Below are 18,789 nucleotides of genomic sequence, written 5' to 3'. Positions count from 1 at the left end.
TAAGGGGGAAAAGGGATGCAAAAAGGGAAGAAAGCAAGTTGGATGGAGATTTTTCAAGGGTTAGGCAAAACGTTCATGTTACCAGTCGCACTGTTAGCTTTCATGGGATTGTTCTTAGGGATTGGGAGTGCGTTCTCCGCTGAATCAGCAATTACTGCTTTTCCATTTTTAGGTGCTGCTTGGTTACAGGTGATGTTTCGCTTTATGTCGACGATTGGTGGCTTTGCTTTTAGCTATTTACCTGTGATGTTTGCCATGGCGATTCCTTTAGGCTTAGCACGTAAAGAAAAAGGCGTGGCTGCTTTTTCTGGGTTTAGTGGATATGTAGTGATGCAATTATCGATCAATTTTTATTTGCAAGAAACGAATCAATTGGCAGCAAGTGAACAATTACGTGAAGCTGGTCAAGAAATGGTTTTTGGTATCCAAACATTATCTATGGGTGTTCTGGGAGGGATCATTGTCGGGCTAATCGTTTATCAGCTCCATACGCGATTTTATCAATTCCAATTACCAGATAGTTTTGCCTTCTTTTCAGGGACACGTTTTGTACCCATCATTACTTCAGTAACTTTAGCAATTGTTGGCGTGTTGATTCCGATGGTTTGGCCACTTTTTGCCATGTTGATCACTGGGATCGGAAATTTGATCCAACGCTCTGGTGCATTTGGCCCGTTCTTATTCGGTTCTGGAGAACGACTCTTATTGCCATTTGGCTTACATCATATTTTAGTATCGATGATCCGGTTTACAGAAGCTGGAGGAAGTCAGGTCATCAATGGGCAAGAAGTCTTTGGCGCACTAAATATTTTTTATAATGAATTGCAACAAGGATTGGCGATTTCACCGAGCGCCACTGCTTTTCTTTCACAAGGGAAAATGCCGACATTCATGTTTGGCCTTCCCGCAGCGGCTTTAGCGATGTATCAAACCGCAAAGCTAGAGAATCGTGCAAAAATCAAGGGATTATTGATTTCAGGTGTGATTGCTACTTTTGTAACAGGAATTACTGAACCAATCGAATTTCTCTTCTTATTTGTCAGTCCTCTCTTATGGGGATTCCATGTGTTGATGACTGGTGCCGGATTTATGGTCATGAGTTTGTTGGGCGTAACGATCGGGAATACCGATGGCGGAATCCTAGATTTTATTATTTTTGGGGTCATGCAAGGCACTTATACTAAATGGTGGTTGGTTTTAGTTGTGGGGGCTTGTTGGTTTGGTATCTATTACTTTACATTTAAAACAGTGATTTTACGCAAAAACTTAAAGACTCCTGGACGTGAAGAAATGACTGCTGAGACAGAATATACAGACGAAGAAGTAACATATAAAGGAAAAGGCACAGTTGATGCACGAGGAATCTTGGCTGCTTTAGGTGGTGCTGAAAATATCACTTCTTTAGATAATTGCATCACACGTCTAAGGTTAGTGGTGAATGACGGATCGATCGTTGATGATGACCGACTGAAAAAATTAGGTGCATTAGGCGTGGTTCATTTGGATGATACGAATGTACAAGTCATTATAGGAACAAAAGTGACGACTGTTAGAAATCAACTGGACGACATCTTGTCGTTCTGAAATCGGGAGAGTGTAGAAGATGTCTTTCAATGAACAAATCGATCGTAAAGGGACGTATTGTACGCAATGGGATTATATTGAAGACCGCTTCGGTAAAAATGATCTCTTGCCATTTACGATTTCTGATACAGATTTTAAAGTACCAACAGGCGTCGAAGCTGCGCTCCAAGAAAGGTTAAGACATCCAATTTTTGGCTATACTCGTTGGAATCACACAGATTTCAAATCAGCAGTCACTCACTGGTACAAAGAACGTTTTGGACACCAGATCGACGAGGACTGGTTGGTTTACAGTCCTTCCGTCATCTATAGCATCAAGCAACTGATTTGTTTATTAAGCGAATCGGGAGAAGGTGTGATTATCCAAACGCCTGCTTATGATGCCTTTTATAAACTGATTGCTGGGAATGGCCGCAAACTGGTAAGCAATGAATTGATTTATCAAGAAGGTGCCTATAAATTGGATTTTGAGGACTTGAGGCGCCAATTTGAGCAACCGGAGAATAAAATTTTGTTATTGTGTAGTCCCCACAATCCAACAGGTAGAGTGTGGACCAAAAAAGAATTAGTGAACATCATCGAGCTTGCTCAAAAAAACGAGGTGTTCATTATTTCGGATGAGATCCACATGGATATTCTCAGAAAGGGACAACACCATCAACCACTGACAGAATTGATTCAAAAAAATGTCGCAGTCGTCACATCAGGAAGTAAAACATTTAATTTTCCTGGATTGATTTTTTCTTACGGATTGATTCCAGATTCGTCCTTGCGCCAGCGGTTTTTACAACAGATGAAAGAAGCTGATGGCCTCGGTTCCACGAGTGTTTTTGGATTAGTTACTACGATTTCGGCGTATGAAAAAGAAAACAACTGGGTCAGTGAACTCAATCAGTACATTGATGATAATATTGCTTTTGTCACTGCGTACCTTAAAAAACATCATCCGAAAATCATCGTGACCAAAAGCGAAGCCACCTACTTGATGTGGCTCGATTGTGCCCGACTCCCATTCACTATGGAAGAACTTCAGCAACGAATGATCGAACGAGGCAAGGTTGCGATCATGTCAGGCGAAGTATATGGGAAAGCTAGTCACAATTTTTTGCGATTGAACGTGGGATGCCCACGTAAGAAATTGGAAGAAGGATTGAGGCGATTGACGGAGAGTTTGGGGTAGATAGGATAGTAACAAATACAAATAAATGGAACTTAGTATAATAAACGAGATAAAAAGTTAAAGGTAAGCGGGTATCTGGCTTATGTTTAGAAGTTCACGCGAATAGCTTATATGTATAGGTTCAAGAAGTTGAAAAAATATGGAGAAAGTGCGTTTCCTGAAAAAAGGAGCGCACTTTTTGCCATCCATGATGAAATAAAGAAACTAGAACAAGGAAGTCGTTAAACTAGATTTATAAAAAAATTCAGGACTTCTTGAACCCAAACGAGAAGTCCTGTTTCTATTCTTAAAAGAACATAAATGAAGGGCTTGCCAAGCATTGGTCGTTTCAAGCAATAGAATTGGCTAGGAGAGATCATCTACATTCTTCTGAAAGAAGTCCATTCTTTTAATTAACCGTTTATTCGGTTTAGGTGGTGCAAGAGAATTAATTTCCCAGACACGTTTCTTCGTTAATATGCATTTAATAAGTAGGTACTTTTTAATTTTGTCTCGGCTTATTAGGTCAGTTCTGATCACTTTGCTGAGTCCTTTTTTTTGTTGGATAAAGAAAAAATAGGTCATTCAGATACGTAAAAATTAAATAATAAATCTTGAGGATAGTTCCCCCAGCGATCGCCGAAGATAGTCAAACCACCAGCATTTTCAGCAGTAGCAGGCGCAGCGATTTTAAAGGTGAAAAAGTCACTATGGTCTAAGTCGATTTCATTAAGGTTGTGATCTGTTAATTTCTCTCCATCGAGGGAAGTGTCATAGCGATTGATGCGTAAATGCTTAAGTAATCCATATTGACTAAATTCATCGATCCACCATTTTGGAGTCAAGGAACCTCTAACATCTGAAAAGTTCCCTGGAATGGTGTATTTACCAATGCAGTGGTTGTTTAAGTAAAATGAAAGATCACTTGGCCAATAGTTATTAGAGATTGGGAACTCAGAAGCGATTTCCATGCTGATTTCCAATAACTCGATTTTTTCACCAGTTTTCAAAGGATTTGGAATTTTGTATTCTAGAAACCCATTATTTAGCCAGATGATGCTCGCATCAACACGATCTTGGTCAAGAAAAGACTTAGGGTCGTCTAATGCGCCAATCAATCGATCTTTCGTCGCCATACCGCAGGAAGGCTTAGCTTCAAAATCGGTAAAGTGACCTATTTTCACTGATTGGGAGGTTAAATTCATTTGCGGAAACACTTTTGCGGGGAAATTGATATTGATGAAATCAGTTTTTAGAGATAAGTATTTTTTCTTCCAGTCTTGCCCCGATCCTTTTTCTGTTTTGATCAACTGTGCTTGTTCAAGTTTTCGGATGTGCTTTGTCATCAAAGCATTGCTGATCGCTAATTTTTGCCCAATTTCACTGATGCTTTTCTTACTATCTCCTAATTCTCTTAAAATTGCTAAGCGAGTTTCATTTGCGAGTGCTTCGTAGATCGGTAAAGATGCTTTCGTTAAATCCAATTCCATAGCTATCACCTCGTTATACTAATTAGTTTAATGAAAATATGGATTAATTATATCACATGCTTTTAAATTTACAAAATTGCAAAATGATGGAATTTACCGTAATAAGCTTGTTAAAATAATATTGACAGCGATTTATTTTTATAGTAACTTTACGGTGTAAACATTGGTGGACGATAGTCTAACAATTATGTTTATTGATAATCAGGTATCATTTTACTTTTTAGTTAAATAAAAGGGGTGTGGAAATTGAAAGTAAAAAAATTAATTGTTTTAGTTGGAACAAGCTTATTATGTACGGTGTTTTTAGCTGCTTGTGGTGGAAGTAATAGTTCAAGCAATGATTCGGAAATTTTGCTTTGGTCTTCGACGACGGGACCGGACGGTGAAAAAATCCAAAAAACGGTTGATCAATACAATAAAACAAATCCAGACTTTAAAGTAAAGTTAGTTAGTATGCAAGGTGACACCTTTACTTCGAAGTTGACGACTGCTGGAAAATCTGGCAAAGGCGTCCCAGATTTAGCTTTGATTGCATCGGAAGCTTTACCCACGTATAAGAACCAAGAGATGCTTGAGACTTGGGATGACATGATTGAAGGAACTGAATTGACACGTGGAAATTATGTAGAAGCTGCTTGGGATACTGGTGTGGTGGAGGATAGTCAATATGGGATTCCAGCAACGATGGGTTCGTGGGTGATGTATTACAACCAAGATTTGGTGGATAAATATGTTCCAGGAGCATTGGATGATGGCGTAGTGACATATGAAGAAATCAGACAGGCTGGGGAAAAAGCAAAAGCAGATGGTATTTATAGTTTTGGCTATACATGGGGCATGCAAAATTATTCTAATCTTTACCAGCAAATGGGTGGAGAATGGCAAGATGCACAAGGAAACATCGCTATCGATAATGATATTTCTTACAATGCCGTTCAAGAGTTTAAAACGCTATATGATGCCGGCTATATGGTCCCAGATGGCGAAGATGCAAACAAACTTTTTGCAAACCAACAGCTGATTTTTCTTCCAGAAGGAACATGGATGTTAAGTAATATGGAAGGAATAAGTGACTTCACTTGGGGTCAGACATTTACGCCGCAATGGGATGCTGGACATATCGTTCAAGGTTCAGGCGTCGATCAGTTTGCGATGCTTAAAACGAGCCAAGAACGTTCGGATGAAAAGAAAAGTGGTATGATCGACTTTCTCACTTGGTTACAAGCAAACCAACTAGAGTGGGTCAAATCTGGCGCAAATCCAACTTCCTTAGCAATGTTAGACAATGAAGAATATGTGGAGATGCCACAATCATTCTTGTTGAAAACAGAAAAAGGACAAGCGGCAATTTCTGTCAACACGGTTGATGGCTTATCTTACATTTTTAGTGAATATGATAATCGTTCATGGGATATGATCACAGGAAAAGCAGATATCCAAACAACTTTTGGTGAGATCCAAAAAGTCGTAGAAGAAAAGATGAAATAATATCCTCACTTGGAGACTGTGGCAGAAGGAAGAGTGACCGTAAAAAGAATTCAGTCGGTTTTTTGATGGCTAGGAATTCCGATGGGTAGGCTAATTTGCTGTCACAGTCGTTTCTTGTTGAAGGGTTGACTAGAAATACAGAGAAGGATGTGTATTGATGAAAAAAAGATTAAATGCCTGGCCAGTCGTTTTTATTGGTCCGCATATGCTCCTTTTTCTTTTATTCTTTTTAGTTCCGGCAGTTATTGGGATTTATGTTTCTTTTACTGAATGGGATTTGTTCAGTACGCCGATTTTTATCGGATTTGATAATTTTAAAACAATTTTATTTGATCAAGACTCGTTATATCATACGCAATTTTTTAATGGAATGAAAAATACGCTGTTTTTTGCGGCAATCTCAGTTCCACTATGTATCGCGATCCCTTTATTATTAGCAGTTGCGTTGTCTACTAAACCAAAATTGATGCGTTTTTTTCAATCGATTCTTTATTTACCTACATTATTTGCAATCTCTGCGGTCATGATCATTTGGGGATTTCTTTTGAGTAAATCATTTGGACCAATCAAAGAAGTATTCGGCATCGATATCAATTTTGTGGGCACTCAACCATGGGCTTGGATCGCTATTTTGATTGTGACGATTTGGTGGACATTAGGTGGGAATCTGATTATTTATGTGGCTGCATTACATGGCGTCTCAAAAGAACAGTTAGAAGCAGCGGAATTAGATGGTGCGAATAGTGTTACTAAATTTTTCCGTATTTCTTTACCTAGTATTCGCAACCAACTCATCTTTACAACGGTCATGACGACCATCGCTCAGTTTAATATCTATGGTCAGCCACTAATGTTGACGGGAGGCGGACCCAATAATTCCACTCGGGTGTTGATGATGTATATCCAAGAAAATGCCTTTGGTAGTAGCACCTCGGTTGCAGGCATTTCTTCAGCGATGGCCATTCTATTAGGTTTTGTGATCATGGCAGTTTCGATTGTGCAATTTCTGGTCATCAAAAAAATGGAAAGATAGGAGGGAAGAAGATGCGAGAAAACAAACTAGGGAAAAGGATTGCCTTTATTTTACTAGCAATCGTGTGCGTCATTTGGATCTTTCCTTTGATATGGGCGATTTTCACCTCATTTAAATTAGAGGCAGAGATTCAAAAGGTTGGGTTCAGTTTGATTCCACAAGATTGGACACTTGCTAACTTTTTGAGCTTGTTACAGGGCAATGATTCTTCTCCTGTGTTCCGCTGGTTTGTGAATTCCATGATTATTTCAACTTCACATACCCTATTAGTTATGGTGATCGTCTCGTTTGCGGCCTATGGCTATACACGACTCACTTTTAAGGGAAGAGATGTTATTTTTGCTTTATTGTTAGGAACCATGATGTTTCCCGGAGTGGTCAATTTGATCCCGAACTTCAAAATCGTTGATACTCTAGGTTGGACAAATACATTTCTAGCAGTCATCGTACCTGGAGCAGCAGGTGTTTATAACATTTTCCTCGTTCGACAGTTCATTTTAGGAATTCCCAAAGAATTGGATGAATCGGCTGTGATCGATGGGGCAAATGAGTTTCAAATTTTTTATTATATCATTTTACCGCTGATCAAACCTGTATTGACTGTGGTTGCATTGTTTAGTTTTACTGGCTCATGGAATGACTTCTTGTGGCCATCGATCGTGATCAACGATATTGATAAATTACCGATCACACCGGGGCTGCAATTGCTGCAAGGTCAATACATGACCTATCCAGGAATTGGAACTGCTGGTGCAATCTTGGCTTTGATCCCTACCTTTTTATTGTATTTGGTGGCGCAAAAGAGCTTTATGGCGTCGATGTCGTTGCAAAGTGGTATAAAATAATTTGTTTTTTGGAGGAAATATGATTAGAGAAGAATACCCGAGACCGCAATTTGAGAGAGGGAATTGGTTAAGCCTAAATGGTGAATGGCAATTTGCCTTTGATGACCAAAATCTTGGTTTGAAAGAAAAGTGGTACACAAATGAAGCAAATTATGCTTACAAGATCAATGTTCCTTTTGTCTATCAAAGTGCATTAAGTGGCATTGATCAGCGAGAAGTTCATGATGTTGTATGGTATTATCGGACCTTCAATGTACAGGTTCCTGAAGAAAGCCGTGTCCTTTTACATTTTGGTGCAGTGGACTATGAGGCCGATGTATTTGTCAACGGACATCATGTGAAAAATCATTGCGGAGGGCACACCTCTTTTGATATTGACATTACGGATGCTCTTGTGACGGGAGAAGAGCAGATACTAAGTGTGCGAGCATTCGATCCGCATTTTGATGAAAGCATTCCACGTGGGAAACAATTTTGGGAAGAAGAATCAGCAGGGATCTGGTACACAAACTCAACGGGGATCTGGCAGCCGGTCTGGCTAGAAGTAGTTGCTGCGACCCACTTGCATCAAGTGAAATTTACTAGTGATTTTGATGCTGGCGCCGTGATGATCGATGTTGAATTGAATCAGTTAAAGCCACAATTAGTGTTAGAGTATCAAATCTATTTTAAAGGTGCTTTAGTCATCAGTGGGGCTGCAGAGTTTGTGACTTCTAAGTTAAGTTTTGCAGTCGATATTTTTCAACAACAAATTTTCCGGACCAATTTTCATCACGAAGGCTGGTCTTGGACACCCGAAAATCCGCAATTATTCGATGTGGAATTGACTCTTAAGGAAGCGGGAAATGCAATCGATCAATTAAAAAGTTATTTTGGTATGCGTAAAATACAGACAGCAAATGGCATGATCTACTTAAACAACAAACCTTACTATCAGAAGTTGGTTCTTGATCAAGGCTATTGGCCTAATGGCTTGTTGACTGCCCCTACGGATGAAGCATTTAAACAAGATATCTTATTAGCAAAAGAAATGGGGTTTAACGGTTGTCGTAAACACCAAAAAACAGAAGACCCGCGCTTTTTATACTGGGCAGATAAATTGGGATTTCTGGTTTGGGGCGAGTGTGCAGCACCGGCGATCTATACCGACCTTTCTGTGACGCGCTTGATGCAGGAGTGGGCAGAGATCATTACTCGTGACTATAGCCATCCTTCGATCGTCACTTGGGTACCGATCAACGAGAGCTGGGGTGTACCAAAAATCTCTTTTGATCGCCAACAACAGCATTTTTCTCAAGCAATGTATCACTTCATCCATTCACTAGACCAGCAACGATTGGTTATTTCAAATGATGGTTGGGCGATGACGGAGACAGATATTTGTGCGATTCATAATTATGCTCATGGACAAGAATCTGAACGACAAAAATATCTGTACTTTAAAGACAGTCTCAGTACGAGAGAAAAATTGGTGAATCGAGTATCAACACCATGGCCGATTTTCGCTGGAGGATTTTCTTATCAGGATCAGCCTATTTTATTAACCGAGTTTGGCGGTATTGGCTTTGATGTTTCTGGACAACCAGGTTGGGGTTATACCTCAGTGGTGAATAAACAAGATTTCTTGAAGGATTATCAACGAATAATGACGGCTGTTTATGATTCTATCGGACTTTGGGGTTATTGCTATACCCAATTGACAGATGTTGAGCAAGAAATCAATGGGCTACTGACCTATGACCGACAACCGAAAGTTGATTTAGCAGCTATTAAAGAAATCAATGATCAGTTCCATCCAACGCAGGTGGAATAATCCCATTGTTGTGGAAAGGGGCGATGTCCGATGGGAAAATCAGTGGCTTGGCTCAGTAGTGTAAGTGTCCTGTTTGCTGCGCTTGTGATAACAGGTTGTGGGGCTGGAACTGATACGGGGGAAGAAGTGTCCGATTTTACTTCTATTATCGATAATGATGGAGCGGATCCTTGGATCTTGCAAACGGAGTCTTACTTTTATTATACCAAAACGACTGAGAATAACTTAACGCTATGGCGTGCTGAAAACCTCTCTCTCGTAGCAACCGGTGAAAAAAAGATCATCTGGGAAATACCGGAAGAATTTGAAAGCATCTGGGCACCGGAGCTTCATTACTTAGATGATCGCTGGGTGATGTATTTCGCGGCTAATCACCCTTCAGAAACGCATCGTATGTACGCATTAGTCAATCATCAAAAAGATCCTTACATGGGTGAGTGGCAATTGGAAGAGATCAAAGGGATGGATGATAAATTTGCGATTGATGGCACCGTCTTAGAGATCAATGACAAACGCTATTTCCTTTGGTCTGGTTGGGAAGGATATGAAAATATTGCTCAAAATCTTTATTTAGCGGAAATGGTTTCTCCTACAAAAGTAGTTGGTGAAAAACGGCTTATCTCAAAACCAGAATATGAATGGGAAATGCGTCAAACGCCATTGATCAATGAAGCCCCTCAAGTGATAACCAAAGATAAGACAGTCAATTTGGTATATTCTGCGAGTGGGAGCTGGGACAACGATTATGCGCTAGGTCTTATGACCCTAGATGTAGCTGATGATCCGCTAGAAAAAGCCAATTGGCAAAAGGAACCAGAGCCAATTTTCCAACAGACAAACACTGTGTATGGACCTGGTCATAATGGATTTGCCAAATCAAAAGATGGTTCTGAAGACTGGTTGATTTATCACGCTGCTCGGTGGGATCATTCGGGCTGGGACCGTTCGATCCGCTTGCAAAAGTTTGGTTGGGATCAAGAGGATAAAGTCCTACTGGAAGCTCCTTTGGATGAGTGGCATGTTCAAGCGTTACCAAAAGCTGAGCCGAATCGACTGCGATTAACTGCTAGCCGTGCTTTGCCGGAAGGCGATTTAGCGCTTGTCGAAGATGAGGAAGCACTCTCTAAGAAAGTCGTCCAAGGCTTTGAATCAACGACTGACAAAATTATCTTTACCCCGCAGATTGAAGAATCAGACGAATTTCTGGTGATTGCCTACGTCAAAACTACTGATTATCTCTCCTTAAATGACCCAATTCAGGTCAAGATTGAAACGAAACAAGCAAGCCACGTGGTGGATGTCTATCCTTCCGAATATTATCAACCGCTACAAGTCCGCATGAAGTTACCGAAAGGATCGCAGGAAATCACCCTTTCGTCTGAGATTGGAGTTGATACTCTAAGTATTGATCGTTTAGAAATCGTAAAATAAAGAATATTGAGGAATTCTTCCAACTAACAACGATTGGTGACAATCATTTGGTTCATACTAATTTGTCTTTATATGATCTAGCATGAGTCTTAGACTGTAGACAAACTCTTAAAGCTAGAGTTTTGTTTATAGTCTTTTTTATATTAGTTGAATAAATTAGTTGAATTTTTTATCAAACGATGTAAAGAGAAATTTTAGAATGATTGGTTGATCTGAAACAAAAGCAAAATTAACTTTTGTCTTTCACCTTAAAACCGAATAAATGACAAAAACAGAAGTGAGCTCTTTTTCATTTCATTAAAAAGCCTTGCCTGTGCCGTATCATGATTTGCAACTTAAAGTGATAAAAAATTCGAAAACCATTGGCATTTTTTGATTTAGTTAATATGAGTGAGGAATTTCTATAGCAGTATCAAAAGCCATTATTTTTTTATACAATACTGGTACTAGGTAGGGTGTTTACATAAAAGTAAAATAAATGAGCAAAAATGAACGGAGAACAGATAAATTCTAAATAACTAACATCACATATTTTTATTTATATAAATATATACAATAAGAAGTTATATTTTGTTTACATACATTATTCTATTGGTGAAGATATCTTCTGAAATCAAAAAAAGTAAGTATGCTTGGTAATGAATTATAATTGTAGGTTAAGGAGGAATTAAAATGAAAAAAATGCTATTTTTTATGGGGGTGATTGGAATAGTAACTTTTGGTGATGCAGTCTCTGCACAAGAAGTCAATCAATTGAGTGAACAGGAAAGTGAGATTGCCAATAAGGTAGTTAATTCAGCCGATTTTTACGATAGGGTAAGTATATCTTTTCGAGAAAAATATGGGAATTTATCTGACAGGGAGTATCAAGTACAAGCAAAACTGGACTTTTCTAAAGGAATTTTGGATGAAGAATTTGTTGAGGTATTTGAAGATGAAACAACGGGTGAGCAAAAAGCAATCATCTACGATAAATCCCAAAATAATAATTTAGTTGATATAGATTTTAAACAAAAAGACTATTTTATAAGTCAATACAATGTTGATGTAAATCAAGCAAATAAAATGAAATCAATTGAAAATCGATTAACAAAAAATGCTTCAGGAGAAACGGTTTTGAATCAACGAGATTCTGTTTTACCGCTATCTATGTCGGCAGATGCTGTCTTTTCACAACTTTATGGTGCTCAACTTTTTTCTCTCTATAATCATTGGGAAATTATTCAGACAGAAAAGCTACTCGGTAGGGACGTTGTTATGATTGAAGGAGAGTATCCAGATGAATTAGGGATAAAATTAAACGCTCAAAATTTTAAAGCGTGGATTGATGAAGAAACAGGGGTTATTCTTAAGCTTGAAGGTTTTGTTGATTCCGTAATAACCAATTATTTAATTGTGGATACGATTGATTTTGATTCGGAAGTGTCAATTAGAGATATAGATGAAATAAAAAATGACAACTTAGAGAAATATAGATTTCCAAAAGAAAAACAATATTCAGGAGATGAAACTTCAACTAGTGTAAAAAAATCTAATTTAGCTAAACAACCACGGATCGATTCATATGTTATCGATAACGATCCCTTAGCCGGTCAAGGAACAGCCACTAATTATAACTTTAATTGGATTGCAAATGCATCTGCATTTAACGGAGAAGAAAGATATGTAAGTAGTGACAGTAATGCGTGGTACTTTTATTCCTTAAACGGGGGCTATACGAATTATCAAGTACAAGCTTATGTATGTTCATCTAGAGCCTACAGTACAGCTACAGGTTATTGGAGTGAATATCTGACAACAAGAATTGGTACGTTAAATCAAAATTTAGCCGCTTGTGGATGGAACACATTTAGCGATTCTTATACATTTTTTAGTCACTTGAGAATAAATGTCGCACGTTCAACAAATAGTGTGGCAGATGGAATAAATTTTCGGATTTTGAATTAAATAAATTGATTATTTGAATAAGCCGTTGATATTCTGTCTTCTTTATTTTTTTGAAATGACGGGAAAGAGAGCAAACTAGAATGAAGATACGAATAATATCCATCCTGCTATTTCTATTACTAATGGCTGGCTGTAGTAGCGAAACAAATACAAGACAATTTGAAATGAGTGACAGCGTTCCGGAAACAAAAGAAAGCACTCAATCACAGGAAATAGCTGATTCAGACGATTTAACATTCGAGGAATATAAAAAAGCCTTTCCTGGTCCGGGAAAACTCGATGAAGCATATCAGAAATTAAAAATAAAAAGCGATATTTCCCACGACCAGTTACACGATCTCTTGATTAAGTATTCCTGGAAACTGGAGGGAGGGGGTATTTTGATCTTCAATGAATCAGGTGAAGTACAGCGAATCAATCTGTCTGGGCTGATAGAGTATGCTGGAATATATTCGGTTAATCAAGATAACTTCTATTTAGAACCAGATCCAGCAAGTGTGAACTATGCAAATGTGATCAAAGATCATAAGTACAGGATCGAAGCAGATAGATTGTTTTTATTCAGCGAGGAAGTGAAAGAACATCAAGTCATTATGTATCCTATGAAAAAAATAATTCCATAAACCAGTATTTTTTGTGCTCAATCTATTTATAAGTCATTAAATAAATAAGCGATTTAAAGCATCGGTATTCTGCCGATGCTTTTTTGTCACAATTTTCTTCATTTTATCGACATATTAAACGTATTTAAATACGCAAAAATTTTGAGAGGAGAATCAAAATGAAGTATGTTGTAAAATCTGGAGATTCGTTAAGTAGGATTGGTGAAAAATTTGGGGTATCAGTTAGTCAATTACAACAATGGAATGGAATCAAAAATCCTGACTTTATTTTAGTTGGGCAAGAGCTGATGATCATGAAAGAGTCGAATGATACACTTACGCGAAAGATTACTAGGAGCCAACTTGAAGCAATTGGATGGAGTAATTTTTCAGAGCAGATAATCAACGATTTAAATCAGTGCATCAACGTGTATCGTATCACTGAACTTAATCTTTTACAGCATTTTATTAGCCAGTGTAGTCACGAGTCAGGTTGTGGGAAATGGCGCATAGAACTTGCTTCTGGAGAAGCTTATGAAGGGCGTAGTGACCTTGGAAATGTTTTTAGTGGGGATAGTAGAAAATTCAAAGGGGCAGGGTTTATTCAACTAACTGGTCGTTATAACTATACACAGTTTTCTTTATCAATCGCAGATCCAGAAGTTGTCAATCAAGGAGTAACTTATGTGGCTGAAAGATATCCTTGGTCAAGTGCTGGCTATTGGTGGGAGGTCAATGGGATGAATGATTTCTGTTTATTATCACCTACTGTTGAACAAGTGACATTTAAAGTAAATGGTGGATACAATGGATTAGCTTCACGTAAATTCTATTACGAAAAATGTTGCGAAGTTATCAGTTAAGAGGGAGATAATGTTTAGTAAAATGGAGATTTTTATACATTTATTTGAAACTGAAAAAGAATTGATTCATATCTTCTTTTTGTTGATTTTATTAGATTTATTCACTGGTTGGCTAAAAGCGAAAGTACAAAGAACTTGGTATTCTAATTTGAGCTGGCAAGGTCTGTGGAAGAAGCTTAGTCATTTTATTTTATTGATTTTGACAGGCGTCGTGGACATCGTTCTATCAAAAAATAATGTTCAACTTGAATTCACACTAGTGCAAGTATTTACAACATTCTTAGTACTGACGGAAATCGGAAGTATTTTAGAGAATATGGCAGAAACAAATCTAACAAAATATTTTCGTCAGATCATCGAATCGATTGAACAGAAATTAAAAAAGGCAGCTAATATCCAAAAAATAGAAAAATAAAGAGTAGATTCTATGTCACAGATTTATTCAACTTATCGACATATCTTTTCAAAAGAATGAATGGAGTGGCTAATGATGAGTTTTTGGATAAGCATAACAGAAAGAGTGGATTTGTATGTAATAGAACAAAATGGAGAGTTACTGGAAGCAATACTCAGAGATTTTTTTCCATATTTAAAAAAAAGTGCTAAAAATGCCCAAATTTCAGCAGAGAAATTGGGCGTATACATACCTTTTGAAGATTTTTATAGTACTTATCTGTTAGCTACATGGAAAGCGATTGAAGATTATCGACTGGAAAGAAAGAAGAAAGAGTTGAAGTTTAAAAATTTGTTTCTCTATCGCTTAGCAATTGCTGAGAAAGATGTATGGCGTCTTTACAAAAAAAGTTCAAACAATAAGAATGACAAAAATGGGATTACTTATGATGCTGGGCGTTGGCAATCTTTAGATCCTGGATTTATAGAGAGTCAGTCATCGGTGGAAATTGATTCAACTATCGATTTAAAAGAGATGGTTTGTAATTATCAAAAGCAAGAACCACTTGATGGGTTCTTCTTTTCATTGCTAGTTGAAGGGTTTACTTGTTCTGAAGCAGCGAAAATCATGTTTTCAGAAAAGGACTACCATCCGTCAGTGCGTAAAAGAGTGGAGAGAATGAAGAAACGCTTAAAAAAATATTTGCTTCAAGAAAAATATTTCCTGAATACTGTCACAAATTCTAAAAAATCTCAATATATCTAAGTGATTCGAATCAAAATAATGTTGAGGAGTGAAAAGAATGGATAAGAAAGCAAAACAAACACGTGATCCTTGGGTGTTAGAGGTACAGCAATGGTTGAATGAGACATATGGAAATGTAGCAGGCTTTGGTTCAGTACCGGAAGATGGTTATACTGGATGGAATACGATTTATGGATTGATTCGAGCGGTACAACATGAACTAGGAATTACGACATTAGTTGATAACTTCGGTGCTACCACTTCTGCTTTATGGGATAAAGAAGTCACCCCCAATCTAATCAACACATATGAAAGTAATTTTGTAAAGTTGATTGATGGTGCATTTCGTTGTAAAGGAATGGGAACTGGAAAGTTTAATACCATTTACACAACGGACAATGACAATGCAATAAAGCAGTTAAAAATTGCCGCAGGATTTGAATCAGTCAATAGTACATTAGATTCCACATGGGCCAAAGCCTTGTTTGATATGAGCGCTTTTGTTTTAGTACCAAGTGGAGATGCGACGATTCGCTCGATGCAACAAGGATTGAATCGAGAGTACTGGCAATATACGGGGATTTTGCCTTGTGATGGCGTTTATCAGCGTCAAACCAATACAGCATTGATTTATGGTCTTCAAGCAGAAATTGGTATGGATACAAATACAGCAAATGGTAATTATGGTCCTGGGACTGAAGCGGGTACCCCAGTACTAAATCAAGGAGACATCGGTCCATTTGTTCGAATTTTGCAATACGGTCTTTATGTGAACGGTTATAACAAACAAGGTGATTTTTCAGGAAACTTTACGTCATATATTGCGGAGCAAATTCTTGCTTTCCGACAGTTTATGGTATTGCCACCGTATAATCAAACGTCGGATTTAACCGTGATGAAAGGTTTACTAACATCAAACGGGAACACGAATCGTTCAGCAGAGGCCTTTGACACCTCGACAATTTTGACTAAAGAAACAGCGGAAGGTTTGAAATCACAAGGTTTTTCGATTGTTGGACGCTACTTGACAGGTACGGTTGGAACAGGAGCCGACGAACGTGATAAAAGTTTATCATTCGAAGAGATAGAAGCAATTACACAAGTTGGCTTAGCTATTTTTCCTATCTACCAAGATGGCGGTTGGTATGAATCTTATTTCACGCAAGATCAAGGCCTAAAAGATGGAAAACTGGCGATTGAAGCAGCATATAACTTAGGTTTTCCTTTAGGAACAACCATTTATTTTGCATGTGATGTGGATATTCAAGACGGAAATATCCCCGGAACCGTCTTACCTTATTTTGCGGGAGTATGGTCAATTCTTTCATCAGACCAGACATATAATGTTGGCGTTTATGGTACTAGAAATGTTTGTCAGAAAATCATTGATGCGAGTTATGCAACTCAAGCTTTTGTATCTAATATGTCCTCAGGCTTTAGTGGTAATTTAGGATTTCCTATGCCTAAACAATGGGCATTTGATCAGTTTATTGAACTGACCACAGCGGGAGTAGGTATCGATAAAGTTGCTGTGTCAGGTAGAGATCGAGGTATTTCATCTTTTTCTGTATCTCCAGAAGCAATTGCGAAAAGAGAGTTATTGAAGTTGTATAAAAATTTCGGTGTAGCAGAAACAGCATTTGAATTTGAACAAGAAGTACGTATAGAGCCAGCACCAAATTATGTGGTCTATTTGAAACCGCATATGGAGTGGTCTATTTCAGGAGAAGAATATGGGATTTCTGTATTGGTGAAGGATAAAAAAGTGGATATGTCTCCTTATTACAATGAAATCACTGATTCGATCGTGGAATACAGTGAGTATCTTAAAGGAGACACAAAAAGTTTTGAAGATGTCATCAACGAACTTGGACCAAAAGTAGATAATGGAGCGATTGCAGTTGGATTAGCAACGAAAGAAGGGTTAATAGGTACACGTATCTTGATGACCTTTGAGAAAGAGTTGAAGCACGGAGACCATGAAATTACATCCAAATTTCAATTAGAGATTGAGATTTACTTACGTCCGCTTGTTGATTCCCCCTTACCAGATCCAGTTTATCAGGACGTCGTAGAACAGTTGGAGAATGGGACGTTTGAGTGGGATACTAAGCTAATTGTTGGGGTATTGGTATCAACCACAGCCGTTGTACTGCTTTATGCGTACGGTTCAGCTATCATAGGTGCTATAGGAGCAATTATTGTTGGTATTACTGGTTCTATTTCAACCGTTGTTGCTGCACTAGCAGTAATTGGTATCACTTTAATGGGGATATATTCTCATTTTATTGGAGCATAACAATCAGGAAACAAGATAAATCAAAGTTGAAAAGCACTTTGGTTTATCTTGTTAAACTGTAGTCATTAAACCAATAAACAGTGACAAGGAACCAAAAATAAATATCAAGTAAACTGAGTAGATCATTTTGCTTTGCCAGGACAGGATTTTTTGTTTCTCTTCTAAATTAGTGAAAAAATAAGTAAAATGATTCTTTTTTTTAGTAATGATTAAATATCCTGCTAAAATTGTTTTTTTTAAATATCGCCATTTTTGTAAAGCTACAAGACAAAAAATTATACCTAGGATAATAAATAGTATGGAGAAAGGTATGTTATTCTCGGTTATAAAAAAAATTGACAAAATACAAGAAATTAATGAGAAAAGTATAAAACGATTACTTTTTCTAAGAATCGGAATATATTCATTTGCTTCAGCTGTACTGAAACTCAGAATATTACGTTTAATTACTGTCTTTTTGAACACTTCTATCTTAGTGTTTATGTAGCTTAAGAATACTAATGTAATTAACATAAGTAATAGAAAAAAATAACTGGTCATAACCAAGAAATTATGCATGCTGTTTCTCCTCTTTTATAAATATGTAAAGCTTCTTGAATAACTTTCTGCATAGTGCCTTACAGGGGAAATTTACTTAATCATTCTTACAAATCAAAAATTTTAGAACAAAGAATACAATTTACAATTATAATTGCTGAAAAAGCTCCTAGGTATGCGAGTACAAGCATGACTCTTTGCCTAGAAAGAATCTTTTGTTGCTCTTCTGGTTCTGTAAAAAAATAGATAGAATATAGTTTTTTCTGTAGGTTACTAGGTAACCTTGAGAGATTGTTCTTTTAAAGTATCGCCATTTGTCTAGAGATAAGTGTAAGCAGAGTACAGCAAATAAGGCGCATCCTAAAGTTAAGTAATATTTGTTATTTATCAAAAATATGCCAGCTATGATACAAGAAGTTAAGCCAGTAAAAACAAATAGATTACTTCTTTTCGTAATCAAATAATACTCTTTTGTGTATTCAATATCTGGTAATAAGTATTTATTCTCGAAGATTTGTTTACGATATTTTTCCATTTTCAAAAAAAAAAAAGCCAATGAG

At 37.4% G+C, this 18,789-nt stretch carries 14 protein-coding genes; 13 read left to right on the top strand and 1 reads right to left on the bottom strand.

What is annotated here, in order from left to right:
* Positions 1–15: 15 nt before the first annotated feature.
* The gene (gene malX, locus ACH0AK_RS06450) at positions 16–1,584 is read left to right on the top strand and encodes a maltose/glucose-specific PTS transporter subunit IIBC (protein WP_499796799.1); all 1,569 of its coding nucleotides are present in this window, start codon (positions 16–18) and stop codon (positions 1,582–1,584) included.
* Positions 1,585–1,603: 19 nt separating this feature from the next.
* Positions 1,604–2,764, top strand: coding sequence for a MalY/PatB family protein (locus tag ACH0AK_RS06445; protein ID WP_226076090.1), 1,161 nt, complete (start codon positions 1,604–1,606; stop codon positions 2,762–2,764).
* Positions 2,765–3,324: 560 nt separating this feature from the next.
* Here the strand turns inward: ACH0AK_RS06445 and ACH0AK_RS06440 are convergent.
* A complete protein-coding gene (locus ACH0AK_RS06440; protein ID WP_010734611.1) occupies positions 3,325–4,233 on the bottom strand; it encodes an ArsR/SmtB family transcription factor in 909 nt (302 codons plus the stop codon).
* Positions 4,234–4,479: 246 nt separating this feature from the next.
* Here ACH0AK_RS06440 and ACH0AK_RS06435 point away from each other — a divergent pair, with 246 nt between their 5' ends.
* The 11 genes from ACH0AK_RS06435 to ACH0AK_RS06385 all read left to right on the top strand — a co-directional run bounded on the left by ACH0AK_RS06435 (position 4,480) and on the right by ACH0AK_RS06385 (position 17,692).
* A complete protein-coding gene (locus ACH0AK_RS06435; protein WP_023520267.1) occupies positions 4,480–5,721 on the top strand; it encodes an ABC transporter substrate-binding protein in 1,242 nt (413 codons plus the stop codon).
* A gap of 157 nt (positions 5,722–5,878) precedes the next feature.
* A complete protein-coding gene (locus tag ACH0AK_RS06430) occupies positions 5,879–6,754 on the top strand; it encodes a carbohydrate ABC transporter permease (RefSeq protein WP_041684286.1) in 876 nt (291 codons plus the stop codon).
* An 11-nt stretch (positions 6,755–6,765) separates the two neighbouring features.
* Positions 6,766–7,599, top strand: coding sequence for a carbohydrate ABC transporter permease (locus ACH0AK_RS06425; RefSeq protein ID WP_194179502.1), 834 nt, complete (start codon positions 6,766–6,768; stop codon positions 7,597–7,599).
* Positions 7,600–7,618: 19 nt separating this feature from the next.
* The gene (locus tag ACH0AK_RS06420; protein ID WP_194179501.1) at positions 7,619–9,412 is read left to right on the top strand and encodes a glycoside hydrolase family 2 protein; all 1,794 of its coding nucleotides are present in this window, start codon (positions 7,619–7,621) and stop codon (positions 9,410–9,412) included.
* A gap of 30 nt (positions 9,413–9,442) precedes the next feature.
* Complete coding sequence (locus ACH0AK_RS06415) at positions 9,443–10,843, top strand: glycoside hydrolase family 43 protein (protein WP_499796798.1); 1,401 nt, start codon at positions 9,443–9,445, stop codon at positions 10,841–10,843.
* A 672-nt stretch (positions 10,844–11,515) separates the two neighbouring features.
* Positions 11,516–12,790, top strand: coding sequence for a hypothetical protein (locus ACH0AK_RS06410; protein WP_226076086.1), 1,275 nt, complete (start codon positions 11,516–11,518; stop codon positions 12,788–12,790).
* A gap of 80 nt (positions 12,791–12,870) precedes the next feature.
* Positions 12,871–13,413: a hypothetical protein gene (locus tag ACH0AK_RS06405; RefSeq protein ID WP_226076083.1), complete on the top strand. Its 543-nt coding sequence runs from the start codon at positions 12,871–12,873 to the stop codon at positions 13,411–13,413.
* A gap of 158 nt (positions 13,414–13,571) precedes the next feature.
* Positions 13,572–14,255, top strand: coding sequence for a LysM peptidoglycan-binding domain-containing protein (locus tag ACH0AK_RS06400; protein WP_226076081.1), 684 nt, complete (start codon positions 13,572–13,574; stop codon positions 14,253–14,255).
* Between the two features lie 10 nt (positions 14,256–14,265).
* The gene (locus tag ACH0AK_RS06395) at positions 14,266–14,670 is read left to right on the top strand and encodes a phage holin family protein (protein WP_023520259.1); all 405 of its coding nucleotides are present in this window, start codon (positions 14,266–14,268) and stop codon (positions 14,668–14,670) included.
* Positions 14,671–14,742: 72 nt separating this feature from the next.
* On the top strand, positions 14,743–15,414 hold the full coding sequence (gene bacL2, locus ACH0AK_RS06390; protein WP_499796797.1) for a BacL2 family protein: 672 nt from the start codon (positions 14,743–14,745) through the stop codon (positions 15,412–15,414).
* Between the two features lie 37 nt (positions 15,415–15,451).
* The gene (locus tag ACH0AK_RS06385; RefSeq protein ID WP_226076070.1) at positions 15,452–17,692 is read left to right on the top strand and encodes a glycoside hydrolase domain-containing protein; all 2,241 of its coding nucleotides are present in this window, start codon (positions 15,452–15,454) and stop codon (positions 17,690–17,692) included.
* Positions 17,693–18,789 lie beyond the last annotated feature (1,097 nt).

This window comes from Enterococcus pernyi (assembly GCF_045371165.1).
Lineage (GTDB): Bacteria > Bacillota > Bacilli > Lactobacillales > Enterococcaceae > Enterococcus_B > Enterococcus_B pernyi.
Note: the sequence above shows the minus strand (reverse complement) of the source record. Positions and strands in the feature narration are given on the sequence as shown.